The sequence below is a fragment of the Arthrobacter sp. MDT1-49-2 genome (genome assembly GCF_059090185.1).
The window spans coordinates 379502-406269 of sequence record NZ_JBNHFK010000003.1 but is presented as its reverse complement, the minus strand read 5'-3'; the positions used below and the strand labels follow the sequence as shown (position 1 = coordinate 406269).

At 65.4% G+C, this 26768-nt stretch carries 23 protein-coding genes and 3 tRNA genes; 11 read left to right on the top strand and 15 right to left on the bottom strand.

The window, feature by feature from the left end; translation table 11 throughout:
- Positions 1-465: 465 nt before the first annotated feature.
- The 3 genes from AC5RTS_RS06760 to AC5RTS_RS06750 form a co-directional block, all read right to left on the bottom strand.
- On the bottom strand, positions 466-1263 hold the full coding sequence (locus AC5RTS_RS06760) for an MBL fold metallo-hydrolase (protein ID WP_493991299.1): 798 nt from the start codon (positions 1261-1263) through the stop codon (positions 466-468).
- Positions 1264-1269: 6 nt separating this feature from the next.
- Complete coding sequence (locus AC5RTS_RS06755; protein ID WP_493991298.1) at positions 1270-2376, bottom strand: branched-chain amino acid aminotransferase; 1107 nt, start codon at positions 2374-2376, stop codon at positions 1270-1272.
- A 61-nt stretch (positions 2377-2437) separates the two neighbouring features.
- Complete coding sequence (locus tag AC5RTS_RS06750; RefSeq protein WP_493991297.1) at positions 2438-3502, bottom strand: 3-isopropylmalate dehydrogenase; 1065 nt, start codon at positions 3500-3502, stop codon at positions 2438-2440.
- Between the two features lie 123 nt (positions 3503-3625).
- Between AC5RTS_RS06750 and AC5RTS_RS06745 the strand changes: the two genes are divergently transcribed.
- The 5 genes from AC5RTS_RS06745 to AC5RTS_RS06725 all read left to right on the top strand — a co-directional run bounded on the left by AC5RTS_RS06745 (position 3626) and on the right by AC5RTS_RS06725 (position 9611).
- Positions 3626-4810: a sensor histidine kinase gene (locus AC5RTS_RS06745; protein ID WP_493991296.1), complete on the top strand. Its 1185-nt coding sequence runs from the start codon at positions 3626-3628 to the stop codon at positions 4808-4810.
- Positions 4811-4878: 68 nt separating this feature from the next.
- A complete protein-coding gene (locus AC5RTS_RS06740; RefSeq protein WP_493991310.1) occupies positions 4879-5550 on the top strand; it encodes a response regulator in 672 nt (223 codons plus the stop codon).
- Between the two features lie 107 nt (positions 5551-5657).
- Complete coding sequence (locus AC5RTS_RS06735; RefSeq protein WP_493991295.1) at positions 5658-6428, top strand: ABC transporter ATP-binding protein; 771 nt, start codon at positions 5658-5660, stop codon at positions 6426-6428.
- A gap of 3 nt (positions 6429-6431) precedes the next feature.
- Entirely contained in the window at positions 6432-8933 is a 2502-nt protein-coding gene (locus AC5RTS_RS06730; protein WP_493991294.1) for an ABC transporter permease, read from the top strand.
- Between the two features lie 156 nt (positions 8934-9089).
- Positions 9090-9611 carry a hypothetical protein gene (locus AC5RTS_RS06725; protein ID WP_493991293.1) on the top strand — a complete coding sequence of 174 codons (522 nt, stop codon included), beginning with the start codon at positions 9090-9092 and terminating at the stop codon, positions 9609-9611.
- Positions 9612-9709: 98 nt separating this feature from the next.
- On the opposite strand, the gene metG is transcribed toward AC5RTS_RS06725, so the two are convergent.
- The 9 genes from metG to ilvD all read right to left on the bottom strand — a co-directional run bounded on the left by metG (position 9710) and on the right by ilvD (position 21617).
- Entirely contained in the window at positions 9710-11269 is a 1560-nt protein-coding gene (gene metG, locus AC5RTS_RS06720) for a methionine--tRNA ligase (protein ID WP_493991292.1), read from the bottom strand.
- 9 nt (positions 11270-11278) lie between these two features.
- Positions 11279-11701 (bottom strand): hypothetical protein, encoded by a 423-nt coding sequence (locus AC5RTS_RS06715; protein ID WP_493991291.1) that lies wholly within the window; start codon positions 11699-11701, stop codon positions 11279-11281.
- 320 nt (positions 11702-12021) lie between these two features.
- On the bottom strand, positions 12022-13356 hold the full coding sequence (locus AC5RTS_RS06710) for an FtsX-like permease family protein (protein WP_493991290.1): 1335 nt from the start codon (positions 13354-13356) through the stop codon (positions 12022-12024).
- Between the two features lie 35 nt (positions 13357-13391).
- A complete protein-coding gene (locus tag AC5RTS_RS06705) occupies positions 13392-14114 on the bottom strand; it encodes an ABC transporter ATP-binding protein (RefSeq protein WP_493991289.1) in 723 nt (240 codons plus the stop codon).
- Positions 14115-14252: 138 nt separating this feature from the next.
- Positions 14253-15848, bottom strand: a complete 1596-nt coding sequence (serA, locus tag AC5RTS_RS06700) for a phosphoglycerate dehydrogenase (protein ID WP_493991288.1) — start codon at positions 15846-15848, stop codon at positions 14253-14255.
- 152 nt (positions 15849-16000) lie between these two features.
- A complete protein-coding gene (gene ilvC / locus AC5RTS_RS06695; RefSeq protein ID WP_493991287.1) occupies positions 16001-17026 on the bottom strand; it encodes a ketol-acid reductoisomerase in 1026 nt (341 codons plus the stop codon).
- A 46-nt stretch (positions 17027-17072) separates the two neighbouring features.
- Positions 17073-17585: an acetolactate synthase small subunit gene (gene ilvN, locus AC5RTS_RS06690; RefSeq protein ID WP_493991286.1), complete on the bottom strand. Its 513-nt coding sequence runs from the start codon at positions 17583-17585 to the stop codon at positions 17073-17075.
- A gap of 3 nt (positions 17586-17588) precedes the next feature.
- Entirely contained in the window at positions 17589-19493 is a 1905-nt protein-coding gene (locus AC5RTS_RS06685) for an acetolactate synthase large subunit (RefSeq protein WP_493991285.1), read from the bottom strand.
- Positions 19494-19913: 420 nt separating this feature from the next.
- The gene (ilvD, locus tag AC5RTS_RS06680; RefSeq protein ID WP_493991284.1) at positions 19914-21617 is read right to left on the bottom strand and encodes a dihydroxy-acid dehydratase; all 1704 of its coding nucleotides are present in this window, start codon (positions 21615-21617) and stop codon (positions 19914-19916) included.
- Positions 21618-21765: 148 nt separating this feature from the next.
- Between ilvD and AC5RTS_RS06675 the strand changes: the two genes are divergently transcribed.
- Positions 21766-22221, top strand: a complete 456-nt coding sequence (locus AC5RTS_RS06675) for a hypothetical protein (protein ID WP_493991283.1) — start codon at positions 21766-21768, stop codon at positions 22219-22221.
- Between the two features lie 35 nt (positions 22222-22256).
- On the opposite strand, the gene AC5RTS_RS06670 is transcribed toward AC5RTS_RS06675, so the two are convergent.
- Positions 22257-23213, bottom strand: a complete 957-nt coding sequence (locus tag AC5RTS_RS06670; RefSeq protein ID WP_493991282.1) for a 2-hydroxyacid dehydrogenase — start codon at positions 23211-23213, stop codon at positions 22257-22259.
- 101 nt (positions 23214-23314) lie between these two features.
- On the opposite strand from AC5RTS_RS06670, the gene AC5RTS_RS06665 reads away from it, so the two are divergent.
- The 3 genes from AC5RTS_RS06665 to AC5RTS_RS06655 all read left to right on the top strand — a co-directional run bounded on the left by AC5RTS_RS06665 (position 23315) and on the right by AC5RTS_RS06655 (position 24106).
- Positions 23315-23665, top strand: coding sequence for a hypothetical protein (locus AC5RTS_RS06665; RefSeq protein WP_493991281.1), 351 nt, complete (start codon positions 23315-23317; stop codon positions 23663-23665).
- A gap of 116 nt (positions 23666-23781) precedes the next feature.
- Positions 23782-23857, top strand: a tRNA-Lys gene (locus AC5RTS_RS06660).
- A 176-nt stretch (positions 23858-24033) separates the two neighbouring features.
- A tRNA-Lys gene (locus AC5RTS_RS06655) sits at positions 24034-24106 on the top strand.
- An 86-nt stretch (positions 24107-24192) separates the two neighbouring features.
- Here the strand turns inward: AC5RTS_RS06655 and AC5RTS_RS06650 are convergent.
- Complete coding sequence (locus tag AC5RTS_RS06650) at positions 24193-25365, bottom strand: RtcB family protein (RefSeq protein ID WP_493991280.1); 1173 nt, start codon at positions 25363-25365, stop codon at positions 24193-24195.
- A gap of 90 nt (positions 25366-25455) precedes the next feature.
- A complete protein-coding gene (locus tag AC5RTS_RS06645; RefSeq protein ID WP_493991279.1) occupies positions 25456-25962 on the bottom strand; it encodes a MarR family winged helix-turn-helix transcriptional regulator in 507 nt (168 codons plus the stop codon).
- 149 nt (positions 25963-26111) lie between these two features.
- Here AC5RTS_RS06645 and bcp point away from each other — a divergent pair, with 149 nt between their 5' ends.
- Positions 26112-26579: a thioredoxin-dependent thiol peroxidase gene (gene bcp, locus AC5RTS_RS06640; RefSeq protein ID WP_493991278.1), complete on the top strand. Its 468-nt coding sequence runs from the start codon at positions 26112-26114 to the stop codon at positions 26577-26579.
- 57 nt (positions 26580-26636) lie between these two features.
- Positions 26637-26721, top strand: a tRNA-Leu gene (locus AC5RTS_RS06635).
- Positions 26722-26768: the final 47 nt, after the last annotated feature.

The following is a 26768-nucleotide window of genomic DNA, read 5'->3' as shown; positions in this document are numbered from 1 at the left end:
ATACTCGGGAAAACTTTGTTTTCCTTTTCTTCTTCGCTGCAATGTTTTATTATCTTATTCCATTCCGGCGTTTTCCGCAATTCCCGGTTTTCCTGGACGGAACCCCGTGAAAAGCGTTTTACCGCCGTTCCGGTCCCAGCATCAACCGGAGTCTTTTCCGCCTGCCCGGTGAAGGGCACGGGAGTTGGACTCTGATTTTTGAAGGGAGTTGGCCGCCATGCTCGGGCGCTTTTCCAGCGTCCCGGCCGCGGCGACTTCAATTACTTTACACACCCCGCCCGGTCCTTGCAAACCGGTTCGAAGCGATCTACCTCACGCTGCCCGACATGCCGTTTCCGGGATTTGGCGGGCCGCCGTTTCGCTCGATGCATCCATTTTAGGACATACTGCACGGCTCGCAAGCCCGGCGCCGGTTGTCCTCGCCACACCCGCACCCGGGGCCGGGCGGAACGAATCCGGGTGCCCCTAGCTGTTGCCGCGAAGGTACGCCAGCTGGGCAGCCACGGACAGTTCCGCGGCGGCACGCACGTTTGCCGGCACATCCGCATACACCAGATCCGCAATATCCCCGGCGCCGGCGTCCGGTCCGAGGTGGTCGAGCGCGGTACGGATTTGTTCCAGCCGTTCCTCCCGATGGTCCCGGTAGGTCAGGACCAGGGAACTGAGATCCGGCTGAACGGGCCCGTGTCCCGGAAGCACCGTGGCCGCCCCCAGATCCGCGAGCATCTCCAGCGTCTGCAGATAGTCGGCAAGGGTCCCGTCCGGATAGTCCAGCACAGTGGTTCCCCGCCCCAGGATGGTGTCCCCGGTCAGGACGGAACCGTTGGCCCCGTCCTTCGGCAGCCAGAAGCAGACCGAATCCGAGGTGTGCCCGGGGGCGGCCAGCACATGCACGGAGAGCCCGGCTGCGGATATGGTTTCATCCGCCACGAGGGGCTCCGCTCCAATGCAGTACGCGGGGTCCAGGGCGCGGACCGGCGCACCGGTCAGCTCGGCGAACCGCCGGCTGGCCTCGGTGTGGTCAGGATGCCGGTGCGTAATCAGCACCAGTTCAACGGTTCCTGCACCGGCCAGGGCCTGCAGGTGCTCCTCATCCAGCGGCCCGGGGTCCACTACCACCGTGCTTCCGGATCCCGGGGCAGCCAAAACGTAGCTGTTGGTGCCGTCCAGGGACATGGGCCCCGGGTTCGGGGCGAGCCGGACGCGGCTCATCCCGCTGCTGCGGACCAGCCCGGAATCCGGAAGTTGTGCGGTGGCAGACATAGGCGGCTAGGCCAGCCGGGTCAGCCAGCCGTGGGTGTCTTCCACGGTGCCGGTCTGAATGCCGAGCAGCTGCTCGCGGATGGACATGGTGACTTCTCCGGGCTTTGAGTCGGCCGAACCGATGACTTCGGTTTCGGACTTCAGCTGGCCCACCGGAGTGATGACCGCGGCGGTGCCGCACGCGAAGACTTCGGTAATCTCGCCGGAGGCAACGCCGTCGCGCCATTCATCAAGGGTGATCTTGCGTTCCTGGACGTCCATCCCGCGGTCCCGGCCCAGCTGCAGAACGGAAGAACGCGTGATGCCGTGCAGGATGGTGCCGGAAAGCGCGGGGGTGACCAGACGGCCGTCCTTGAAGACGAAGAAGACGTTCATGCCGCCCAGTTCTTCCACGGCGTTGTCATTGAACTCGTCCAGGAACAGCACCTGCTTGCAGCCGTTGGCCTCGCCTTCCATCTGGGCGATGAGCGAGGCCGCGTAGTTGCCGCCGCACTTGGCTTCACCGGTGCCGCCGCGTCCGGCGCGGGCGTACTTGGTGGAGAGCCAGATGGAAACCGGTTTCAGTTCGCCGCCGAAGTAGTTGCCGGCCGGGGACGCGATCACGCGGTAGGAAACCTCACGGGCGGGGCGGACCCCCAGGAACGCCTCGGTGGCGATCATGAACGGGCGCAGGTACAGGGCGGCGCCGTCGCCGTCCGGGATCCAGTCCTTGTCCAGGGCCACCAGCCGGCGCAGGGACTCCAGGAACAGTTCCTCCGGAAGCTCGGGCAGCGCCAGCCGGCGTGCGGATGCGTTCAAGCGGGCGGCATTCGCTTCGGGGCGGAACGTCACCACGGATCCGTCCGCGTGCCGGTAGGCCTTCAGTCCTTCGAAGATTTCCTGGCCGTAGTGCAGGACGCCGGCGGCTGGGTCGATCGAAATCGGGCCGTACGGTTCAATGCGAGCGCTCTGCCAGCCCTGTTCCGCGGACTCCCCCGCCTTCCAGTCAATGACTGCGGTGTGGTCGGTGAAGTAGTCGCCAAACCCCGGGTTCGCCAGGATGGCCGCCCGCTCGGCGGCGGACTTGGGGTTGGTGGAAAGCTCCTGGGTAAATTCCAGTGCGCTGACGGTCATGATTCCTCCACGGTGAACGGCAAATACCCGTTCGACGACTACTTATTGGCTATGGACGAGCTTATGACACCGCGGCGGCGATGGCATCGCCCACCTCGGCGGTGGAACGGCGCTTCCCGCCGCGGCCGGCGAGGTCCGCGGCGACGGCCTGCTGCACCCGCCCGGCTTCGTCGTCGAATCCCAGATGCTCCAGCAGCAGGGCCGCCGAGAGGATGGCCGCAGTGGGATCAGCCTTCTGCTGCCCGGCGATATCAGGCGCTGAACCGTGTACGGGTTCGAACATGGACGGGTAGGTACGGTCCATGTTGATGTTGCCGGACGCTGCCAGACCGATGCCGCCGGTGATGGCAGCAGCGAGGTCGGTGATGATGTCGCCGAACAGGTTATCCGTCACGATGACGTCAAACCGTGAGGGATCACTCACCATAAAGATGGTGGCGGCGTCCACATGGAGGTAGTCGTGGGTGACCTCGGGGAATTCGGCGGCCACCTTTTCCACGGTCCGCTTCCACAGCCGGCCGGCGTTCACCAGTACGTTGTGCTTGTGCACCAGCGTGACCTTCCGCCGCGGCCGCTGCGAGGCCCGGCGGAACGCATCACGGACCACGCGCTCGACGCCGTAGGCGGTGTTCAGGGATACCTCGGTCGCGATCTCCTGCGGGGTTCCCTCGCGCAGCACTCCCCCGTTGCCGGCGTACGGACCCTCGGTTCCTTCCCGGACCACAATGAAATCCACGTCCCCGGGATTTGCGAGCGGACTCTCAACGCCCTGGTACAGCTTGGAAGGGCGCAGGTTCACGTAGTGATCCAGGCTGAACCGCAGCTTCAGCAGCAGTTCCCGTTCGATCAGCCCGGACGGCATGCTTGTATCCCCGGGGGCCGCACCCACGGCGCCGAAAAGGATCGCGTCGTGCGCCTTGAGTGCCTCGAGGGTCTCATCCGGCAGGGTCTCCCCCGTCGCCAGCCAGTGCTCGGCTCCGAGCTCGTACTCCGTCAGGTCAAACCGGGCAGTCCCGCCCGCGGTGACCTTGTTCAGGACCTTCACTGCTTCGGCCGTGACCTCCGGCCCGATCCCGTCACCCGGAATAACGGCCAGGGAAATGACTTTGGACTGTTCTTCACTCATAACGCCCATCTTAGGAACATGGTCCGGATGGTGAACAAGTCATCTCACATGGTGAACACCCGGGCTTGTCCTCCACCCCTGGCATGACGCGGGAACGGAGAAAGCACCCTAAAGTTGGGAACCATGCTCGTGCACCGACGTATCTATGCCTGGACGCAGGCCAACCCCGGCACCGTGGACGCCCTGCTCATGCTGGCGCTCCTGCTGATGCTGGGGCCGGCAGCACTCCTCATGGGGTTTGAGCGCCCACTGCTGGCCAGCTTCCTCTCCGTGGGCATCATCGCTCCGCTGGCGTGGCGCCGAACCCGCCCTGTCGCCTCCGGAGCCATCACTGCCGCTTTCTGCCTGCTGCAGGTCGCCGTGATGGGCGACGGACCGCTGCCGGCCGATCTGACCGTGCTGGGCACCATTTATGCCCTGGCCGCCTACGCGCCCCGCTGGGCCAGTTTCGGCGGACTTGCCCTGGCACTTGTCGGAACGGTGCTGCTGAGTATGCGGTATTTCTCGTCCTCCTACACGTCCACACCGGAGATCGTGGCCAATGTCGTTGCCCTCGACGCCGTGGTCCTGGTCTTCTGGGCGTTCGGAGACCTGACCCGGACCCGGCGGCTGGCGTTTCAGGCCCTGGCCGACCGCGCCCGCCGGCTGGAGGTTGAACGACAGCAGGAACGGGATCTGGCCGCGGCCGACGAGCGCAGCCATATTGCCCGGGAGATGCATGACATTGTGGCGCACTCGCTGTCCGTGATCATTACCCAGGCCGACGGCGCCCGGTATGCGAGCGCCGACGATCCCGACGTCGCCCCGCAGACCCTGGGCGTCATTGCCGAAACAGGGCGGAGCTCCCTGCGCGAAATGCGGCGTCTCCTCGGTGTGCTCCGCGGTGACGAAGCAGCCTCCACCCGCCCGCTGCCCTCCCTGGCCGATGTGGATTCGCTGGTCGACGCCGTCCGCCGCGGCGGCGTGGATGTCCGGGTACAGGTAGCCGGAACACCCCGCAGGCAGTTGCCGCCCGGCGCCGAGCTGAGCGCCTACCGCGTAATCCAGGAATCCCTCACCAATGTCATGAAACACGCGGGTTCGGGCGTACAGGCGCAGGTGGCTCTGGAGTGGTCACCCCGCGGCCTGGCTCTTTCCATCACCGATAACGGGGCAGGGGCCGCGTCAGGCGTTCACGACGACGGCGGCGGCCAGGGTATCAAGGGAATGGCCGAGCGCCTGGCGCTCTACGATGGAACCCTCAAGGCTGCGCCGGCGGCCGGCGGAGGATTCCGCGTTGAAGCATTCATCCCCTATACGGAGGCCTAGGCACAGTGCCGGATACCCCCTGGACCCCTGCGTCCGAAACGCCGTCCCCTTCCGCCGCTCCCATCCGTGTGGTCCTGGTCGATGACCAGCAGCTGGTCCGCGGCGGCTTCAAGATGCTCATCAATTCCCAGCCGGACCTCGAGGTGGTGGCCGAGGCCGGCAACGGCCGCGAAGCCCTGGCAGCGCTGGCCGCCGTGCGCGCCGACGTCGTCCTGATGGATGTCCGGATGCCGGGGATGGACGGCATCGAAGCCACCGCAAAACTGCTGGCGGCGGACGCGGGTGCAGTGCGCAACGAGGACCTGAAGGTGGTGGTGCTGACCACCTTCGACCTGGACGAGTACGCCCTCTCCGCCATCCATGCCGGGGCCAGCGGCTTCCTGCTGAAGGATGCCCCTCCGGAAGAGCTGCTGGAGGCCATTCGCACGGTGCACCGGGGTGACGCGGTGATTGCCCCGTCCACTACGCGGCGCCTGCTGGACCATGTTGCTCCCCTGCTGCGGACGGCGGGGACTCCCGGCAGTCCGCATGCCGCTGCCGTCGCTTCCCTGACGCCGCGCGAACACGAGGTGTTCACCCTGATTGCCCAGGGACTCTCCAACCCGGAGATCGCCTCGAAGCTTTTCCTCTCCGAGGCAACGGTCAAGACCCATGTGGGACACATCCTGGCCAAGCTGGAGGCCAGGGACCGCGTCCAGGCCGTGGTTATTGCCTATGAGACGGGCATTGTCGCTCCCTAGGGGTGCTCCCGGTCTCTACCTTTCCACCCAGGGTATGAGACACGCCCGCAAGGGACCGTCCCCAGGCCCGATGTGGCAGGCCCGGCCCGGCGCATAGCGTATGGGGTATGAAAACACTCGCAGAGCACAATCCTGTCCCCGGCACGGGGAAAACCCGTCTGGCCGCTGCCGCACAGCAGTTGAACAAAACCTACGGAACCGGGGAAACCCGCGTCCATGCCCTGAAGGACGTGGATGTCAGTTTCGAAACCGGCACGTTCACGGCCATCATGGGCCCCTCCGGTTCCGGCAAGTCAACCCTGATGCACTGCCTGGCCGGCCTGGACACCGCCGAGTCCGGCCGCATCTGGATCGGCGCCACCGAGCTGACCGGGCTCAAGGACGCCGAGCTGACGCGACTGCGCCGGGAGAGCGTGGGGTTTGTTTTCCAATCCTTCAACCTGGTTCCCACCCTCACGGCGGAACAGAACATCACCCTGCCCGTCGCGCTGGCGAACGGCACCGTGGACCGGGAGTGGCTGGCCTACATCACCGACACGCTCGGGCTCACCGACCGACTCAAGCACCGCCCGCACGAGCTTTCCGGCGGACAGCAGCAGCGTGTGGCCGTTGCCCGCGCCCTGCTGACCCGCCCGGATGTCCTCTTCGGCGATGAGCCCACCGGTAACCTCGATTCCAAGTCCGGCGCCGAGGTCCTGTCCCTGCTGCGCCGCTCCACCAAGGAGCTGGGCCAGAGCATCATCATGGTGACCCATGATCCGGTGGCAGCTTCCTATGCGGACCGCGTGGTTTTGATGAACGACGGCGAGCTGGTGGGCGAGATTGCCGAGCCCACCCCCGAATCCGTCCTAGCCGCCCTGACCAAGCTGGGAGCCTGACGCATGTTGCAGGTAGCCCTGGCGCAGGTGCGCCTGAATGCCCGCCGCTTCATTGCGGTCTCCCTGGCGGTGCTGATCGCAGTCGGCTTCCTTACCGCCACCCTGATCATTAATTCCTCGTCCAAGGCCTCACTCGCGCAGAGCGTGGGCGAGGGCTACCGGAACGCGGATCTGGTCCTCAACAACGACCTGTTCCGGTCCGACCCGGTGATCCTTACCGAGGAAACCGCAGACATGGTGCGGGACCTTCCCGGCGTGGAGGGCACCTACCCCGTCCAAAAGGGCTATGCCAGGTTCGGCACGGGCCGTGACACCGTCTACGCCATGTTGGACAGCCTTCCGGAGCACACGGAACTGTTCCCCGGCGAGGTCATCGACGGAACGCTCCCGGCTTCGGACGGCGAGGTTGCCGTGGACAGTGACACCGCAGAGCGCGAGAGCCTGTCGACGGGCTCCGTACTAAGCCTCACCGGCGGCTTCGATGAAACGGCTAAAGCCGAGTTGACGGTCAGTGCCATCCTTGCACCGTCCAACGACCCGAGCAGCATGGGCAATCCCCAGTTGTACGCCAGCGGCACCACAGCGGCGTTATTCGCTAACGGAGAAGACGGCTTCGATACCATCCAGCTGGCGCTTACCGAGGGCGCCAAGGCGGACGAGGTACGCGCGGCCGTGGAAGAGAAGCTTGCCGCGGCGGGCATGGATGAGGTTGTTGTCCGTACTGCTTCGGAACAGACCGACGCAGTGGTGGCCATGTACACCGGCGGAGATGATGCCCTGACCATCATCCTGCTGGCCTTCGCCGCTGTGGCCGTACTGGTCTGCGCGCTGGTGGTCTCCAACACGTTCTCCGTGCTGGTGGCCCAGCGCACCCGCGAGCTGGCCCTGCTGCGCTGCATCGGTGCCGAACGGGCACAGATCCGCCGCTCCGTCATCGTGGAAGCACTGATGGTGGGCATCGTGGCATCCGTTGCCGGCGTGCTGGCCGCCGTTGCCCTGGTGGGCGGGATCATCGCCTACCTGCAGACCATCCCGGAAAGCGGCTTTGCCACGCTGGCGGTCTCACCCCTTTCGGTGGTCGTCGGTCTCGCGGTTGGTGTGCTGCTGACCGTCCTGGCCGCACTGGTCCCGGCCCGGGCTGCCACTGCGGTGTCCCCGCTGGCAGCGCTCCGGCCTGCCGACGACGTTCGGGCCGGCACCAAGCGGGGACGGGTGCGCCTGGCCATCGGGCTGGTGCTGCTGGTAGGCGGCGGCGCCCTGCTCGCAGGCGGCGCGGTCGCCTCGGATCTCCTGGTGGCGCTTCCGGGCGGCATCCTCAGTTTCGTGGGCGTGCTGATGTGCGCCACCCTGTTTGTTCCCGGACTGGTGCGGACCGTGGGCAGGATCGCCGCACCGCTGGGTGTGCCCGGCAAGCTGGCCGCCCTCAACGCGGTCCGAAACCCGCAGCGCACCTCGGCCACGTCCTCCGCGCTGCTGATCGGGGTCACGCTGGTGACCATGATGATGACCGGAGCAGCCACGGTCAGGACGTCGCTGGACAACGTGCTGGCCGGGGAGTACCCGGTGGATGTCAGCGTCGCTGCCCAGGAAGCTCCGTTCACTGCGGCAGACGCGCAGACCGCCGGCACGCTTGACGGGGTGCAGGAGGCCGTGTTGGTGCCCGTGGCCGGCACTACCGAAACTGAGCAGTACGGGTCCTACGACGTCTATGCCCTGGACCCGGCCGAAGCTGCCAAGGTTCTGCAGGACTCCAACCTGGTGCTGGATGACAACACCATCCTGATGCCCCAGGGCATCGAGGCCCAGAACCTGACGGTTGTCGGTGCCGACTCCAGCGTGGAGCTGAAGGTCCTGGTCTCCGAAAGCAAGCAGCTGCGCCCGCTGATCACTGCGGCCACGGCAGCGGCTCTGGGCGGCCCCGCGCCGCTTCCGGATTCCGCGGGTTATCAGCCGCTGCCCCAGATCTGGCTGTCCGTGGAGGACGGGCTCAACACCACCGCCCTGATGGACCTGCGGTCCGATCTGGCCGAGCGGCTGGATGTGGAGGATTACGCCGTGGACGGAGCGGCCATTGAGCGGGCAGCGTATGAGCAGGTCATCAACGTGCTGCTGATGGTGGTTACCGGCCTGCTGGGCGTCGCCGTGGTGATTGCCCTGGTGGGCGTCGCCAACACCCTGTCCCTCTCGGTACTGGAGCGAACGCGGGAGTCCTCACTGCTGCGGGCCATGGGCCTCACGCGCGGCCAGCTGCGGGGCATGCTGGCACTGGAAGCGGTGCTGATTGCTGGAGTCGCAGCTCTGATGGGCGCGGTGCTGGGCTCCGTCTACGGGTGGCTTGGAGCGCAATCCGCCCTCGGCTCCTTTGCCTCCGTGACACTCGCACTGCCCTGGCTGCAGCTGCTCGGTGTCCTGGCCGTCGCCGTAATTGCCGGCCTGGCCGCCTCGGTGCTCCCGGCCCGGCGTGCCGCACGCCTCTCCCCCGTAGCGGGGCTGGCCGCCGACTGACATGCAGCAAGGGTCCGGCCCATCCGCGGCCCGGCTGCGGGGCGTCTGCCTCGCGGTCGGGCCGCGGATCTGCAAGGATACTGGGAAGGACAAATTACTAAGCAGGCTTATCCCGGGTCCGTTGGCCCGGCAGCCTGCAGGCGTAAGGAGATCAGCATGACCCATGCCACCCCCGGACACTTCACCCCCGGGCGCGAAGACCTCGCCGCGTATCTGGACGACCACCTGGTCGGCGCCGAAACCGGCGTCCGGCTCTTTACCGCCGCACAGCGCACCTGGGAAGGATCACCGTACGAGGAAACCTTCGCGCGGCTGGTGGAGGAAATTTCCGACGAGCGCGACGAACTCGAATCCCTTATCCATGCCCTGGGCTACTCCCGCAGCAAGGTCAAGGCAGCCGCCGCGGCAGTGGGGGCGGCCGCCGGGAAGTTGGGACCGCTCAATCCCCTCAGCACCGGCGGAGGCGCCACCGGCCAGCTGGAACTGGAATCCCTCCAGTCGTTGGTCCGGATGAAGGAATCCCTGTGGCGGACCCTGCTGGTGCTTTCCGGCACCGATCACCGTTTCAATACGGCGCGGCTGCAGGAGCTGATCGAAATGGCCCGCGGGCAGCAGGAAGCCGTAGCCGAGGTCATGGAGAAAACGGCAGTGGAGCGCTTCCTGAGCACAAACTCCTAGGCTCCTGACACATCGAAAGCCCGCAGCGAAACGTCTGCTGCGGGCTTTCCCTGTGTCTTGGAAGTTACTCCGTCTCGGGAGTTACTCCGCCTTGGAAGTTACTCCGCCGGTTCCTCGTACTTCGGGAAGATGGGCGTGGGCGCGGGCAACGGAATGCCCGGCACCAGCGGCGAAGCGATGGCGCTGAACTGCCGCGCGGCGTCGTCGTCCTGGCCCAGGACCGTCAGCAGCTTGGCCGCACTGTCCGGCATCACCGGCTGGATCAGGATGGCCACGATCCGCAGCACCTCCAGGGTCACGTAGAGCACGGTGTTCATGCGTTCGACGTCGGTCTTCCGCAGCACCCAGGGGGCCTGCTCGGCGAAGTAGGCGTTGGTGTCGCCGAGGACCTTCCAGGTGGCTTCCAGCGCACCGTGGAAGTCCTGGACATCGTAGGCCTCACGGGAAATCTGCAGCAGGTTGCCGGCGGCTTCCAGCAGTGCAGTGTCCTCCGGGGTGAAGGCGCCGGGCTGCGGTACCGCTGAACCGCAGTTCTTCGCCACCATCGACAGGGAACGCTGGGCCAGGTTGCCCAGGTTATTGGCGAGATCGGAGTTCATGCGCCCGACGACGGCGTCGTGGTTGTACGAGCCGTCGGCACCGAAGGGCACCTCGCGCAGCAGGAAGAACCGGACCGAGTCCAGGCCGTACTGGTCCGCCCAGTCCTTGGGTGCCACCACGTTGCCCAGAGACTTGGACATCTTCACGCCCTTGTTGTGCAGGAAGCCGTGGATCATGATCCGCTTCGGCAGCTCCAGCTTGGCGGACATCAGGAATGCCGGCCAGAAGATGGCGTGGAACCGGGAGATGTCCTTGCCGATCACATGGACGTCGGCGGGCCAGTACTTCTTAAACGTCTCACTATCAGTGTCCGGGAAGCCGACACCGGTGAGGTAGTTGGTCAGGGCATCCACCCACACGTACATCACGTGGTCCGGGTTGCCCGGAACGGGCACGCCCCAGTTGAAGGTGGTGCGGGAAATGGAGAGGTCCTCAAGCCCGCCCTTGACGAAGCTGATCACCTCGTTGAACCGCGAGCGCGGGGCAGCGAAGTCGGGCTGGGACTCGTACAGGGCCAGGAGCCGGTCCTGGTAGGCAGAGAGGCGGAAGAAGTAGCTTTCCTCCTCCGTCCACGTCACCTCGGTGTCGGTCTCCTTGGAGTAACGCACGCCGTCCTCGCGGACTTCGGTTTCATCCTCGCTGTAGTAGGCCTCGTCGCGGACGGAGTACCAGCCGGAGTACTTGGAGAGGTAGATGTCGCCGTTTTCTTCCATCCGCTTCCAGATGGCCTGGGCCGCGGCGTAGTGGTCGGCGTCGGTGGTGCGGATGAACCGGTCATAGGAGGTGCCCATGTCCGCTTCCATCTGCTTGAAGGCGGCGGAGTTGCGGTCGGCAAGCTCCTTGGCGGTCACGCCTTCCTTATCCGCGGACTGCTGCATCTTCAGCCCGTGCTCGTCCGTACCCGTCATATAGAACACGTCATACCCGTCAAGGCGCTTGAAGCGGGCCATGGCGTCAGTGGCGATGTGCTCATAGGCATGCCCGATGTGGGGCTGGCCGTTGGGGTAGGAGATGGCCGTGGTGATGTAGAACGGGGTCTTGGAGTCGGTTGAAGTCACATAAGAAAATTACCCTGTTTCAGTCCGGCTTGTCGCTTCGGTGCCGCCAAGGCGGGCGAGGCCGAGAAGGACGAGGGTGTAGAAAACGCTGATGGTGCAGGCCGTCCCGACGATGCTGCGGTATGGCAGCCAGGACTCCCCCTGCGGCAGGATGACGAACTCCGCCGCAATACAGGCCGCCAGCAGCACCGCGAGGAGGACCTCCATACCCATCCTGAGCCTGCCGTCCCGGTACCGACGACGCAGAAGCAGGGCAACCGGCAGCAAGGGCATGAGCCACACCAGTTCGTTGAACCACACGGTCGCGATCAGCAAATACGCGGCCACCCCGGCTGCAGCATAAGCGGCCGTATAGCCCCACCCGGCGGGCAGCCCTCCCTTCACGCCGTACAGGGCCGTGAGCAGCGCCCAGGGCAGCAGAAGGGCGGCCATGAACTCCATCGACCCCGTTGGAAGCTGAAGAAGCATCAGCAGGCCGATCGGAACGGCATAGACAGCGCCACGGAGCGCCCGTGCGGGCGGGCGCGCCGGCACAAAGACCATGAGCCCGGTGAGGACCGCTGCCGCACACCCAGAACCAGCCCGTTCACCAGCGTGCTGTCCCATTGGTCATCCCTGCCCTGCAGGAACAGCGCATTGATGAAGACGCCCGCATAGGAGGCTATTCCTACCAGCAGCCAGGCGGCTGGAATCCAGGACCCTGCAGTGGTGTTGGTGCCGTCGCGGGCGGAGGTTGGGACATTTGAGACAGCTTAGTGCCCGCCGGCAAGCACCGAGGTCAGCACCGGAGCCGTAACGGCAAGTCCGGCCCTCACCAGCCCGACCCCCGCGGCAACGGTTGCCGCAAGGATAACCATCGACGCCGGAGCGAAAAGCAGTGCGGCACCTACCAGCGGGAACAGCAGGACCCCCGACACTGTCACGGAAGCGGTGCATACGAGCAGCAGGGGCTGCATCACCGCCTTGATGCGTGCGCCTTCGATCACTTCGCGCGGCATGCCCATCCGGTCAAGGCTGCGGTAGAGCTCACCGCGGTCCAGGACCGTGGCTGCCTGGTTGATGCCCGCAGAACAGGCGACCATCAGAAACCCTGCGACAACCGTGATCAGCACACCGGTCATGAGGTCCTGCAGCAGGAAGTCTTCCGGCCCCTCCGCCTGGCTTCCCTGCACGGCCGCCGCGGCCGAACCGGCAACCACGGCAGTGAAGCAGACCAGGGCCAGGGCACTGACCTGTCGCCAGGCTGCCTTGGGGGAATCCAGCACGATCCGGGCGGCAAGCAGCGCCTCCGGCGTTTGTGCCCGCTGCAGGCGCCTGGTGGCTGAGCGGGCAACCAGCCAGGGGCCTGCCAGGTTGAGGACGGACATCCCGGCGGCAAACACACCGAAGATGATCATGATGGCCAGTACCGCCCCGGCGCCCGGAATACTCAGGGCAAGGCTGCCCGCAACCAAAACCGCCACGGCAATGCCTGCCCGGCTCCAGTGGACCTTTTGGGCTGCGGCCCGGGTCCGCACCCCGAGGGGTGACACAACCACTTTTCGCAGGCCTGCCGCGGAGCTGACCGCGGCCAGCAGAACCACCGCCAGCACCGTGGCGAATCCCGCCGCCGGGTGCAGCCAATAGGCTGCGCCAAGGGCTGCGCCGCGGAAGTGGATCAGCTGGATCAGAGGAGCGAACAGCACATACCCGGCCACACCGGCCACGGCGCCGGCCAGTGCCTGGGCGGTGGCCTCCAGGACCGTCACCTGCCGGACCGTCCTGGCGGAGCCTCCCAGCAGGCGCAGCGTTGAGAGGTGCTCATCGCGCCGGCGGGCGGACAGGCGCGCCGCGGAACCACCCAGGGTGATGAGTGGCAGCACCAGCAGCAGCAGCGCGAAACATGCCAGCAGCAGATACAGATCGCCTTCGGCGTCCCCCCACTGCAGGAAGGACAAGGCACCTGACAGGACGGTCAGCAGCAGCGTGGTGACCACTGCAAAAGCCGCGGCAGGCAGCAGCGCTTTCTCCCACCCGGCGGTGCCGGGACGGTTCAGCACCCAGGTGAGGCGGACGGCCACCGGCGAAGAGTCCAAAATGCGGTCCATGGCGGACAGATGTGCGGGCAGGGGCCTGACGGCGTTCATCGGGTCTGTCCCGCTGCACCGGCTGTGTCGGCAACAATCCGGCCGTCAGCCACGGTGACCACTCTGCCGCACCAGCGGGCCACCTCCGGATCATGGGTCACCACCACCAGGGAGCGCCCCGACCCCTCTACCGTGCGGAGCAGCAGCCCCATCACTTCGGCCGAGGTGTGCGAGTCCAGTGCACCCGTGGGTTCGTCTGCAAAGAGGACCCGCGCACCGTTAACCTGTGCCCGTGCTATGGCCACCCGCTGGGCCTGCCCGCCGGACAGCTCTCCTATGCGCCGCTGTTCCATACCTGCCAGGCCGAGGGCCGCCAAAGCCTGTGCGGCGGCCTGTTCCGCTTCGGCCCGCGGCACCCCGTTGAGCATCCGGGCCAGCGCCACATTCTCCCCGGCTGTCAGCTCAGGAATCAGCAGCCCCTGTTGGAAAACGAAGCCGAAGTCTCTTCCGCGCAGTGCGGAGCGCGCGTCGTCGTCCAGCGCCGTGATCTCCACGGGTTCACCGCTGCGGAACAGCCGGACGCTGCCGGTGTCGGGACGGATAATGCCGGCCAGGCAGTGCAGCAACGTGGTTTTTCCCGAACCGGAAGCACCCATCACGGCCACGGCCTCCCCCGGATATACGGCCAGGCTGATGCCCGCCAGTGCAGCGGTGCTTCCGTAGGTTTTGGTCAGGTTGTCGGCGGCCAGCAGAGGTCCGCCCGGCATGGATGAAGTCATGCCTTCCATGCTGCCGCGGCAGGGGTGCGGTCCGCGTCGGAGCCGGGCATGAAGCCGGGCGGGTGTGTCTCCTCCCCTGGGTGGAGACGGCGAAAGGCCGGCCCCGCCGAAGCGGAACCGGCCCTCCGGCAGGTGCGGTTAGTCCTGCAGGTCCACTTCGCGTGCCACGGAGGCGCCGATTTCTTCTCGCAGCTTCTCCAGCACGTCCTGCGGCACGGAGGAATCCACGGTGAGCAGGGACAGTGCCTGCCCGCCCTCGGAGTTCCGGGCCACCTGCATACCGGCGATGTTGATGTCCTTCTCGCCCAGGACACGGCCCAGGGCGCCGATGACGCCGGGACGGTCCTGGTAGATCAGCACAATCAGGTGCTCGCTGATGGGGATTTCCAGGTCATAGCCGTTGACTCCCACGAGCTTCTGGATCTGCTTGGGTCCGGTCAGGGTGCCGGAGACCTCCAGGCGGGTGCCGTCGGAGAGGGCGCCGCGGATGGTGAGCAGGTTCCGGTAGTCATCCACGTCGGGCGTGGTGAGCAGCCGGACCTCGATACCGCGCTGTTCGGCCAGTACCGGGGCGTTGACGTAGGAGACCTGCTCGGAAACGATGTCGGTGAAAATGCCCTTCAGCGCTGCCAGTTCCAGTGCCTTCACGTCCAGGGCGGCAATCTCGCCGGCCACCTCGATGTCGATGGCCGTGACGGAGTCATGGGACAGGGCGGTGAAGATGCGCCCCAGCTTCTCGATCAGCGGAATACCCGGGCGGACGTCTTCGGCGATGACGCCGCCGGCCACGTTCACGGCATCGGGCACCAGTTCCCCGGCCAGTGCCAGGCGGACGGACTTGGCGACCGAGACGCCGGCCTTTTCCTGGGCTTCGGCGGTGGAGGCGCCGAGGTGCGGGGTGACCACCACGTTGTCCAGCGCGAAGAACGGCAGGTCGGTGCTGGGTTCCTTCACGAACACATCCACGCCGGCGCCGGCAATCTTCCCGGCCTGAAGCGCCTCGAAGAGTGCAGCCTCATCCACGAGCCCGCCGCGGGCCACGTTGACCACGTAAGCGGTGTCCTTCATCTTCTCGAAGGCATCCGCGCCAAGCATGCCCAGGGTTTCCGGCGTCTTCGGCATGTGGATGGTGATGAAGTCCGATTCCTCGAGGAGTTCATCCAGGCTGACCAGGCGGACGTTCAGCTGCGCGGCGCGGGCGGAGGTCACGTACGGGTCATAGGCCAGGATCTCGGTGCCGAAGCCCTGCAGCCGGGCCGCAACCAGGGCACCGATGCGGCCGAGGCCGATGATGCCGATCTTCTTTTCGAACAGCTCGATGCCGCTGTACTTGGAGCGCTTCCACTCGCCGTTCTTCAGCGCTGCGCTGGCCTGCGGGATGTTCCGGGCCAGGGAAAGGATGTGTCCCACGGTCAGTTCCGCGGCGGAAATGATGTTCGACGTCGGCGCGTTGACCACCATCACTCCGGCCTGGGTGGCCGCCTTGATGTCCACGTTGTCCAGCCCCACGCCGGCGCGGGCAATGACCTTCAGGGTCTTCGCCGCGGCAATGGCTTCGGCATCCACCTGCGTAGCCGAGCGGACGAGGATCGCGTCTACGTCCGCGATCGCGGAAAGGAGCTGGGAGCGGTCCGCACCGTCCGTGGAGCGGATCTCAAAGTCGGGGCCCAGGGCCTCAACAGTGGCGGGCGAGAGTTCCTCCGCGAGGAGTACGACTGGTTTGGTGGCAGACACCGGTGACCTCTTTAGCTGTGGACGATTCAGGTGGGGTTTCGCGCAGGAGGCCGGACCCGAGGGTCCGGCCTCCCTGCCGATTCGGCTTGCCTTTCGAGCCTAACGCCATCCCCGGGGGGCGTGGCGAATCGGTGCGGATATTACGGTGGTGACTAGCGGGCTACGGAGCCCTCCGTGTAGTCATCCTCGTTCTTGATCCAGGAAAAGAGCTTGCGCAGCTCGCGGCCGGTGGCCTCGATCGGGTGGTCCTCACCCTTCTGGCGCAGTTCCTTGAACTCCGGTGCACCGGCATCCTGGTCATCAATGAAACGCTTGGCGAAGGCGCCGTTCTGGATGTCCGCGAGGACTGCCTTCATGTTTTCCTTCACGCTCTCGTCAATGACGCGCGGGCCGGAGACGTAGTCGCCGTACTCGGCGGTGTCGGAAACGCTCCAGCGCTGCTTGGCGATGCCGCCCTCCACCATCAGGTCAACAATCAGCTTCAGCTCGTGCAGTACCTCGAAGTAGGCGACCTGCGGCTGGTAGCCGGCTTCGGTAAGGGTTTCGAAGCCGTACTGGATCAGCTGCGAGGCACCGCCGCAGAGCACTGCCTGCTCGCCGAAGAGGTCCGTTTCGGTCTCTTCGGTGAAGGTGGTCTCGATGACGCCGGCGCGGGTGCCGCCGATGGCCTTGGCGTAGGAGAGGGCCAGTTCCTTGGCCTTGCCGGAGGCGTTCTGCTCCACGGCGATCAGGTCCGGCACACCGCGGCCGGCTTCGAATTCGCGGCGCACAATGTGTCCCGGGCCCTTGGGGGCAACCAGGGCAACGTCGACGTCGGCCGGCGGCTGAATGTAGCCGTAGCGGATGTTGAAGCCGTGGCCGAAGAACAGCGCGTCGCCGGACTGCAGGTTCGGGGCGATCTCCTCGGCGTAGACAAAACGCTGGACCTGGTCCGGGGTGAGCACCATGATCAGGTCGGCTTCAGCCACGGCGTCTGCCACGTTGAGCACGCGCAGGCCTTCGGCTTCGGCCTTGGCCCGGGAGGCGGAGCCTTCCTTCAGGCCGACGCGGACGTCCACACCGGAGTCGCGCAGGCTGAGGGCGTGGGCGTGGCCCTGGCTTCCGTAGCCGATGACCGCAACGGTGCGGCCCTGGATGATCGACAGGTCTGCGTCGTCGTCGTAATACATGTCAGTCACTGTGGTTATCTCCTACTGGTTTCCTGGATAAGGGTCTGTGGTGGAACTAGGCGCTGCGCAGGGCGCGGTCGCTCATGGATTTTGAGCCGCGGCCCACGGCCAGAGTTCCGGATTGGACTATTTCGCGGATGCCAAACGGCTCAAGCACTGAGAGCAGTGCATTGAGTTTCTCGGCGGTGCCTGTTGCCTCAACGATGAGCGAGTCTATGGACACGTCCACCACAGAGGCGCGGAACAACTCGGCTGCCTGGGTTACCTGCAGCCGGGTTGCGGCATCCGCGCGAACCTTGACCAGGATGTGGTCGCGTTGCACGGAAGATTCGGGAACAAGCTCAACAATCTTGATGACGTTGATGAGTTTGTTCAGCTGTTTGGTGACCTGCTCCAGCAGGTCACCCTCGGCGTCGACCACCACGGTGATACGGGACATGCCCGGCACCTCGGAGGGGCCCACGGCCAAAGAATTGATGTTGAAAGCGCGGCGGGCAAACAGCGAGGCCACCCGGGTCAGGACGCCCGGAACGTCTTCTACCAGCACGGAAAGGGTATGGCGGGCCATGTCCTAGTCCTCCTCTTCCCAGGTGGGAGTCATGTTGCGGGCAATCTGGATCAGGTCATTGGATACACCGGTGGGCACCATCGGCCAGACCATCGAGTCGCGGCTGACCACGAAGTCGATGACGACTGGCCGGTCGTTGATTTCCAGTGCCTTGGCGATGGTGGCGTCAATGTCCTCATCGCGTTCGCAGCGCAGGCCCACGCAGCCGTAGGCGTCGGCCAGCTTCACGAAGTCCGGCACCCGCACGGTGTCATGCCCGGTGTTCAGGTCCGTGTTGGAGTAGCGCGACTCGTAGAACAGGGTCTGCCACTGCCGGACCATGCCCAGCGAGGAGTTGTTGATGATGGCGACCTTGATCGGGATGTTGTTGATCAGGCAGGTGGCCAGTTCCTGGTTGGTCATCTGGAAGCAGCCGTCACCGTCAATTGCCCACACCACGCGGTCCGGGTTGCCCACCTTGGCGCCCATGGCCGCCGGCACGGAGTAGCCCATGGTGCCCAGCCCGCCGGAGTTCAGCCAGGCGCGGGGGCGTTCGTACTTGATGAACTGGGCGGACCACATCTGGTGCTGCCCCACGCCGGCCACGTACACGCCTTCGGGACCGGTCAGGGCACCGATGCGCTCGATGACCTTCTGCGGGGCCATCAGTCCGTCTTCCGGCTCGGCGTAACCGATGGGGTAGGTTTCCCGCAGCCGGTCCAGCACGGCCCACCAGGCGGAAATGTCCGGTTGCTCGGCCGCGAACTGGCTCCGCACGGCGTCGGTGAGCTCGGGGATGATTTCCTTCACTGAGCCGACAATCGGCACGTCCGCGGCACGGTTCTTGGAGATTTCGGCGGGGTCGATGTCCGCGTGGATGACCTTGGCGCCGGGGGCGAAGGAGCTGAGCACCCCGGTGACCCGGTCATCGAAGCGGGCGCCGAGCGTGATCAGCAGATCGGACTGCTGCAGGGCGGTCACCGCGGACACGGAACCGTGCATGCCGGGCATGCCGACGTGCTGCGGGTGCGAGTCGGGGAACACGCCGCGGGCCATCAGGGTGGTGACCACGGGGGCGCCCACCAGTTCGGCCAGTTCCAGCAGCTCCGCTGAAGCGTCGGCCTTGAGTACACCGCCACCCACGTAGAAGACCGGCCGCTGCGATGCGGCGATCAGGCGTGCCGCTTCGCGGACCTGCTTGGAGTGTCCGCGCACTACGGTGCGGTAGCCCTGCAGATCGATCTTCGGCGGCCAGGAGAAGACCGTCTTGGCCTGCTGGGCATCCTTGGACACGTCCACCAGCACCGGACCCGGGCGGCCCGAGGTCGCGATGTGGAAGGCCTCGGCGAGCACCCGAGGGATGTCCGCGGCATCGGTGACCAGGTAGGAGTGCTTGGTGATGGGCATCGTGATGCCGACAATGTCGGCTTCCTGGAACGCATCGGAACCGATGAACGCACTGGAAACCTGCCCGGTGATGGCAACCATCGGCACCGAGTCCATGTGCGCATCGGCAATGGCGGTGACCAGGTTGGTGGCGCCGGGGCCCGACGTCGCGATGCAGACACCGGCCCGACCGGTCACCATGGCGTAGCCTTCGGCAGCGTGTCCGGCACCCTGTTCATGCCGGACCAGGACGTGACGGATCTTCTTCGAATCCATCAGGGGATCATAGGTGGGCAGGATGGCGCCGCCTGGCAGTCCGAAGACTTCGTCGACGCCGAGCTCCTCCAGGGACCGGACTAGGGCCTGGGAGCCGGTCATTTCGGTGGGCGGAACAATGTTGTTCGGCCCTTGGATCCGGTCATCCACGGCATACGTGGAGGACATGGAACCGGCTACGTCTTTGGTCTTGGCTGCTGCCGCGCGTGCAGCGGCATTTGCCTTCGAGGCCATCAGCGAAGGGCTGATTGGCGATCCCTTACTCATTGGAACTTCCTTTGCGGATACTGATCCATTGTCTGTGCGGCGGCCTGCCCGGGTTGTGCCCGGTGGGGCTTTTAGGTGCTTAGCAAAGCCAAAACTGACGAAGCCAATAAAAAAACCCCTCGTGCCGGTTGGCTCCGTAGGGGTTCGCGCGTGACGTCTTAGACAAGTCGGGCTATTACGCCACGCGCTTGATAAGGACGACGGGTACGATCTGCATACCGTTTAGTCTCGCGGTCCCCTGCGGGAGTGTCAATTAGGTGAGACCGGCGTCTCACTATCTGGACATCATGTCTGTCTTATGGACATGCCTGCCCGGCTCCCCGCTCACGAGGGCGGCGGGCTTAATAAGGCTGAAAAGGCCTTAGGGCCCCGACGGCGTCCGCACCAGCGGGCGCCGTCGGGGAGGCTTTATCAGCCTTATCAGCCGCAGTACGCGCCGGTGGAGGCCGAGTTGACCATCTTGGCGTACTTGGACAGGACACCCTTGGTGAACTTGGCCGGCAGCGGCTGCCAGCCAACCTTGCGGGCTTCCAGTTCCTCCGGCTCCACCAGCAGGTCGAAGCTGCGGGCGGCAATGTCCACGCGGATCCGGTCCCCGTCCTTCACAAAGGCGATGGGACCGCCGTCGACCGCTTCGGGGGCCACATGGCCGATGCATAGGCCGGTGGTGCCGCCGGAGAACCGGCCGTCGGTGAGCAGCAGGACATCCTTGCCGAGGCCGGCGCCCTTGATGGCACCGGTGATGGCCAGCATTTCGCGCATGCCCGGACCGCCCTTGGGACCTTCGTAGCGGATGACGACGACGTCGCCGGCGTGGATCCGGCCGGCGTCGAGGGCATCCAGGGCACCCTGTTCGCGTTCGAAGACGCGGGCGGTGCCCTCAAAGACATCGGCGTCGAAGCCGGCGCTCTTCACCACAGCACCCTCGGGGGCCATGGACCCCTTCAGCACGGTGATGCCGCCGGTCTTGTGGATGGGGTTGTCCATGGCACGCAGGACCTTGCCGTCCGGATCCGGCGGGTTGATCGAGGCCAGGTTTTCCGCGACCGTCTTGCCGGTGACGGTGAGGCAGTCGCCGTGGATCAGGCCGGCGTCGAGCAGTGCCTTCATGATCACCGGGACGCCGCCGATCTTGTCCACGTCGAACATAACGTAACGGCCGAACGGCTTCAGATCGCCCAGGTGCGGGATCTTGTCGCCAATGCGGTTGAAGTCATCCAGGGTGAGGTCCACTTCGGCCTCGCGGGCAATGGCAAGCAGGTGCAGGACGGCATTGGTGGATCCGCCGAAGGCCATGGTGACGGCGATGGCGTTTTCGAAGGCCTTTTTGGTCATGATGTCGCGGGCGGTGATGCCCTTGCGCAGCAGGTTGACCACGGCTTCGCCGGACTTGCGGGCAAACTCGTCACGGCGGCGGTCCGCCGAGGGCGGTGCTGCGGAACCGGGGAGGGACATGCCCAGGGCTTCACCGATGCAGGCCATGGTGTTCGCGGTGTACATACCGCCGCAGGCACCTTCGCCCGGGCAGATGGCACGTTCGATCGTGTCCAGGTCCTTGAGGCTCATCTTCCCCGCGGCGCAGGCGCCGACGGCTTCGAAGGCGTCGATAAGTGTCACTTCGCGCTCGGTGCCGTCCTCCATTTTGGCGAAGCCGGGCATGATCGAGCCGGCGTAGAGGAAGACGCTGGAGAGGTCCAGGCGCGCGGCGGCCATCAGCATGCCGGGCAGTGACTTGTCACAGCCGGCCAGGAGCACTGAGCCGTCCAGCCGCTCGGCCATCATGACCGTCTCCACGGAGTCGGCGATGACTTCGCGGGAGACCAGGGAGAAGTGCATGCCCTCGTGGCCCATGGAAATGCCGTCGGAAACCGAGATGGTCCCGAACTGCATGGGGAAACCGCCGCCGGCGTGGACGCCTTCCTTGGCGCCCTGGGCCAGCCGGTTCAGGGAGAGGTTGCAGGGGGTGATTTCGTTCCAGGAACTGGCGATGCCGATCTGCGGTTTGGCGAAGTCGTCGTCGCCCATACCGACGGCTCGGAACATGCCGCGGGCGGGTGCTGCATGAATCCCGTCCGTGACGACACGGCTGCGGGGCTTGATATCCGGTGTGTTTTCCACGCTCATAGCTAAATCTTAGGACTTAAGCCTGCCCGCTTCTCTGTGTGACGGGGCGACACAGCCCTTGTTACGGCCCGTGAACAGCAGATGAAGTTCAGCGGCCCGGCCGGGACAGGGTTCACGAATGGGGGGAACGTGTTCATAGACTGGGGAAATGACATCGGATAGAGAATCCACCCGTCCGGACGCAGAACCTGATTCCGGCGCCAGCGACCGTCTGAAGATGGTCCTTCGGCGCGTTTTTGAAACCCAGATTCCGAACTACGGTGACTACAACCTGGTCTGCGCCACGCCGGGCGCGGAGGACGAAACCGGATACTACGTGCTGGGCTACCGCTGGCGTCCGGCCGAGCTGGTGTTTGCTCCGTTCGATGTCGATTCCCTGGCCGCACTGGAAGCGCCCACTGCCATCAACACCACCAATCTCTCCCACACAGATGAGCTGGGTACGGATGCCTACGAGGTGGGAACCAATACCGGACGCATCTTCCGCTTCAGTGTCCTTCCGGAGGCGGTACTCCCGGTGGAAGGTTCATCCACCCTCCTGGAGCAGGCCGCAGACTGGACCGATTTCCGCTCCTTCGTGCAGTCCTACCTGGAACTCGCATAGCGCCGCGTCCCTGACCGGCGCCGCTTCCCTGAGTTCTATTCCCAGGGGCCCGGGCGCACCAGGTTCATCGGTTCCCGGCCCTTGGCCAGCAACCCGACCTGTTTGCGGAGAAACGCTTCGATCCGTGGCTGGAATGCTCCGGTGTTCCCGCCCCAGTGCGGCGTGATGATGGCTCCCGCGGCCCGCCGCAGCGGATGGTCCGCGGGCATCGGCTCAGGATCAAACACATCCAGGGCGGCCCGCAGCCGCCCGGAGGTTACTTCCTTGGTCAGCGCTTCACTGTCCACCACCGCTCCGCGTGCCACATTGACCACGAGGGCGCCGTCCGGCAGTGCTGCCAGTACGCGTGCGTCGATGAGGTGCCGGGTCTGTTCGGTGAGCGGGGTGATCACCACCAGGATGTCCGTGCCGGCGGCAAGGTCAATGAGTTCGTCGCTGCCGTGGACCTCGCCCTCCGCGTCAGTCCGTGCGGTCCGCCCGACACGGGTCAGTTCGACGTCGAAGGGCCGAAGGCGTGCGGCGATTTCCTGCCCGATGCCGCCGACGCCAACCAGCAGCACGCGGCGGTCCGCCAGCCCGGGGTAGCGCAGAGCCTCCCAACGCCCTTCCGGCTGCGCCCGAACGGCCTCGTCAATCCCTCGTTGGGCCGCCAGCATCAGCGTCAGCGCCATTTCGGCCGTGGCAGCGGCATGCACGCCCGCGGCGCTGGCAATCGCGGTGCCCGGTTGCACCAGTTCGGGCAGTCCGTCATAACCGGTGGACTGGGCCTGGAGCAGGGCAAGGTGCGGAATCCGGGACAGCGCAGCGCCGTAGTTGCCGGGAAGGTAGGGGAAGACCACGGCGTCAATCTCGGCATACTCCACGCCCTCCGGGTCACCGTCCAGATCCCAGAGCACGGCCCGGATACCCTCCGGGAGCGGTTCCAGTGCGGAGAGCAGTTCAGCGCTGGGAACGGTGAGCACGCGTACGGGGCGGGATTCGTCGTCGGCCATGCGTGCCAGCCTAGCCGGATGCGTACCGTCCCCGGCTATGGACACGACCGGCTCCCGGCCGTACCGTCAAATTGTGCCTTCCGCCGACTCAAGGAGGCCCCGTGGCGCGAAAAACGGCTCTCTTTACCGCCCTTGGACTGGGCTCAGCCGCTGCGGTCTGGGCGGCCCGCCGGCTGCATGTGCTGCTGGCGAACAGTGCCGTGCAGATGGCTGCCGGCTCCGGCCACGGTGCCGAACCCGACCGGACAGCGTCCGGACCCGAGCGGACGGCGTCGGAACGGGAGGCGGAACAGCGGGAGGATATGGTCACCGTGGTGACCACCGGGGATCCCGGCTCCAACCTTCCGGCGCGGACCTGGGTGGTGGACAACGGCTCCGATTGGGACGGCCATCCCGGCGAACTGGTCATCCTGCCGTGGAACCGGACGGCGCCCGGACAGGAAACTGAGTGAAACAGCCCACAAAACGGGCCCGGATTTCATTCTTCGGCAAAACTGCTGGTAGTGTTTCATGTCGTTGCCGATGGCAGCCACGGAGAAATACCGATGGTTTCCACCGCATCGAATGCGCACCTCTAGCTCAATTGGCAGAGCAATTGACTCTTAATCAATGGGTTCCGGGTTCAAGTCCCGGGGGGTGCACCAACTACCCCGTCCGTTCAGGCTCTTCGCCTGAACGGGCGGGGTTTTTTGTGTCTCCGCCGCTGCCGCCCCGACGCCCGGCACCGTTTCGCGCTCGGCGCCGGGACGTGGTAGTGTTTCATGTCGTTGCGGAGATCGAACCGCGCTTCACGGCGCAGCGAGTTCGTCCCCGCAAAGATGCACCTCTAGCTCAATTGGCAGAGCAATTGACTCTTAATCAATGGGTTCCGGGTTCAAGTCCCGGGGGGTGCACACCGAGAAACCCCGTCCGGCCAGGCCCAGTGCCCGGCCCGGCGGGGTTTTCTGTTTCCGTGCCGGCAATCCGGCAAACCGCGGCGCTAGTTGCCTTTGACGTTCACGAGCTGCCGCAGTACGTGCCGCACCGAGACCAGATCCTTCGCATCCGCCATCACGGCGTCGATGTCCTTATAGGCGGCCGGAATTTCGTCAATGAACGCAGAGGTGTCCCGGTACTCAATCCCCCGCATGGCCTCGCGCAGCTGATCCCGGCTGAACGTCCTGCGTGCCCGGGTGCGTGAAAACTGCCGGCCCGCTCCGTGCGGCGCCGAGTTCAGCGACGGGGCATACCCCTTACCTTCCACCACATACGACGCCGTGCCCATGGATCCGGGGATCAGGCCTGCCCGCCCCGGCGAGGCATCAATGGCGCCCTTACGGGAGAGCCAGACATCCCGGCCGTAGTGGTGTTCCACTTCCGTGTAATTGTGGTGGCAGTTGATCCGTTCCCGCTCCTGCACGTGCTCCCCCGTCCACGCAGAGAAGCAGGCCAGGACACGGTCCATCATTTCCTCGCGGTTCAGCAGGGCGAATTTCTGCGCCCACATGAGTTCGGCAATGTAACGGTCAAACTCCGGGGTGCCCTCCTCCAGGTAGGCCAGGTCCCGGTCGGGCAGTTCAATGGAGCGTCCGGCGCAGTAGACCTGCGCAGCCCGGATGTGCCGCTGGGCAATCTTGTTTCCGACCCCGCGGGATCCCGAATGCAGGAAAAGCCACACCGAATCCTCCTCATCCACGGATACCTCGATGAAGTGGTTGCCGGAGCCGAGGCTGCCCAGTTGCAGGCGCCAGTCCCGGACATAGGCGGCAGGATCAAACCCCGCAGCGGCGGCGTCGTCGGCCAGTTTCTCCGTGCGGTGCCGGGCGGAGTCGGTGAGGACCTTGTTGTTATGGCCGGCGGATAGCGGAACGGCGCCTTCAATCGCCTCCCGCAGCCTCCGGCGCTCCAGGCCCGCCAGATCCGAAGCCCGGTGCCCGGTCCGGACCGCGATCATGCCGCAGCCGATATCAACGCCGACGGCGGCCGGGATCACCGCGCCCAGCGCGGGAATGACGGATCCCACGGCCGCCCCCTTGCCCAGATGCGCGTCCGGCATGGAGGCCAGGTGCGGATAGATAAACGGCATCTGCGCGGTCAGCTTGTTCTGCGCCAGTGTTGCGTCGTCGATGACACTGGCGAAGTTCAGGTACTTCCCGCTGATTTTCTGTTCCATGAAGCCGTCTTCCTTATCGGGGCTATCCGGATAAAGCAAAGGAGGCACATCCGGCGGATGTGCCTCCTTTTGGCATGGCTGCCCGTGAACTCAGCGGCTCTCGGCCGCAGCCTCAGGGATGATCTCCGGGCCGTTTTCCGGCGGGAGGGGAAGCCCGGGGACGTCCACGGCGATCTGCCAGCGCGGACTGCCCAGCTCGCTGATCACCTTGCGCAGCTGACCGCGCAGGTCCTCGGACATCAGCTCGCCGCCGTCGAGCAGGGTGCGCTCAATGTTCTGGGCCTCGTTCAGTGCTTCTTTGCCCTGAGGGGTAATGGTCACCATGTGACTGCGTTTGTCCAGGTCATTGCGCACGCGTGTTACGTGGCCGTGGGCTTCCAGGCGCGCCAGGGTTTTCCCCATGGTCTGGGCCTGGACACGCACCAGCTGTGCCAGGCGTGCCTGTGTCATTGGTCCCTGCGTCTCCAGAACACCCAACGCGATGACACCTGCATGGGTCAGTCCGATGCTGACCAAACGTTCATTCCAGGCGTGCTCTACGAGGCGTGCCGCTGTAGACAGCAGGCGACCGGTGGGCCAACGCTCCATATCCGGCATAAAATAAAACTCTTCCTCTCGGCTTCGGACTCGCAGTAACAGTCAGTTTGCTGATAACGCACGGATCCACAGACTAGGATAACCACCCTGCGTTGGAATGTCGCGTTCGGACGCACCGGACACGAAATCTAGATCTTAGGAGAGACACAATGCCCCGCCTCAGCCCGGCCGAAACCGCACCGGATTTCACTCTGTCCGCCTCCGACGGGAGTACCGTCTCGCTGGCCGATATGCGCGGCAGCAACACCATTGTGTACTTCTACCCGGCTGCCGCGACCCCCGGCTGCACTACCGAGGCGTGCGATTTCCGCGACAACCTGAACAGCCTTAAGAGTGCCGGTTACACCGTTCTTGGCATCTCCCCCGATCCCGTGGAGAAGCTGGCAAAGTTCACCGACTCGGAGGGCCTGAACTTCCCGCTGCTGTCCGACGAGGACCACGCCGTCGCCGAAGCCTACGGTGCCTGGGGCGAAAAGAAGAACTACGGCCGCACCTACGAGGGCCTGATCCGGTCCACGGTGGTGGTGGATCCCGAGGGAAAGGTTTCCCTCGCCCAGTACAACGTCAAGGCCACCGGACATGTTGCCAAGCTGCGGCGTGATCTGGGGCTCGATTAACCTCGGGTACACTGGAGGCTGGTTTCCCGGACGCCCCTGTGGCGGGCCGGGAACCACGCGCGAGTGGCGAAATTGGCAGACGCGCTGGATTTAGGTTCCAGTGTCTTCGGACGTGTGGGTTCAAGTCCCTCCTCGCGCACCATCCAAAGCCCCGGTCTACGGACCGGGGCTTTTTGCTGCCCGGCGCCA

Coding starts and splice junctions, on each gene's coding strand:
- AC5RTS_RS06760 (WP_493991299.1), bottom strand. CDS start 1,263: ATGTCTGCCACCGCACAACTTCCGGATTCCGGGCTGGTCCGCAGCAGC.
- AC5RTS_RS06755 (WP_493991298.1), bottom strand. CDS start 2,376: ATGACCGTCAGCGCACTGGAATTTACCCAGGAGCTTTCCACCAACCCC.
- AC5RTS_RS06750 (WP_493991297.1), bottom strand. CDS start 3,502: ATGAGTGAAGAACAGTCCAAAGTCATTTCCCTGGCCGTTATTCCGGGT.
- AC5RTS_RS06745 (WP_493991296.1), top strand. CDS start 3,626: ATGCTCGTGCACCGACGTATCTATGCCTGGACGCAGGCCAACCCCGGC.
- AC5RTS_RS06735 (WP_493991295.1), top strand. CDS start 5,658: ATGAAAACACTCGCAGAGCACAATCCTGTCCCCGGCACGGGGAAAACC.
- AC5RTS_RS06730 (WP_493991294.1), top strand. CDS start 6,432: ATGTTGCAGGTAGCCCTGGCGCAGGTGCGCCTGAATGCCCGCCGCTTC.
- AC5RTS_RS06725 (WP_493991293.1), top strand. CDS start 9,090: ATGACCCATGCCACCCCCGGACACTTCACCCCCGGGCGCGAAGACCTC.
- AC5RTS_RS06715 (WP_493991291.1), bottom strand. CDS start 11,701: ATGGCCGCCCTTCTGCTGCCCTGGGCGCTGCTCACGGCCCTGTACGGC.
- AC5RTS_RS06710 (WP_493991290.1), bottom strand. CDS start 13,356: ATGGACCGCATTTTGGACTCTTCGCCGGTGGCCGTCCGCCTCACCTGG.
- AC5RTS_RS06705 (WP_493991289.1), bottom strand. CDS start 14,114: ATGACTTCATCCATGCCGGGCGGACCTCTGCTGGCCGCCGACAACCTG.
- ilvN (WP_493991286.1), bottom strand. CDS start 17,585: ATGGCCCGCCATACCCTTTCCGTGCTGGTAGAAGACGTTCCGGGCGTC.
- AC5RTS_RS06685 (WP_493991285.1), bottom strand. CDS start 19,493: ATGAGTAAGGGATCGCCAATCAGCCCTTCGCTGATGGCCTCGAAGGCA.
- ilvD (WP_493991284.1), bottom strand. CDS start 21,617: ATGAGCGTGGAAAACACACCGGATATCAAGCCCCGCAGCCGTGTCGTC.
- AC5RTS_RS06675 (WP_493991283.1), top strand. CDS start 21,766: ATGACATCGGATAGAGAATCCACCCGTCCGGACGCAGAACCTGATTCC.
- AC5RTS_RS06670 (WP_493991282.1), bottom strand. CDS start 23,213: ATGGCCGACGACGAATCCCGCCCCGTACGCGTGCTCACCGTTCCCAGC.
- AC5RTS_RS06650 (WP_493991280.1), bottom strand. CDS start 25,365: ATGGAACAGAAAATCAGCGGGAAGTACCTGAACTTCGCCAGTGTCATC.
- AC5RTS_RS06645 (WP_493991279.1), bottom strand. CDS start 25,962: ATGCCGGATATGGAGCGTTGGCCCACCGGTCGCCTGCTGTCTACAGCG.
- bcp (WP_493991278.1), top strand. CDS start 26,112: ATGCCCCGCCTCAGCCCGGCCGAAACCGCACCGGATTTCACTCTGTCC.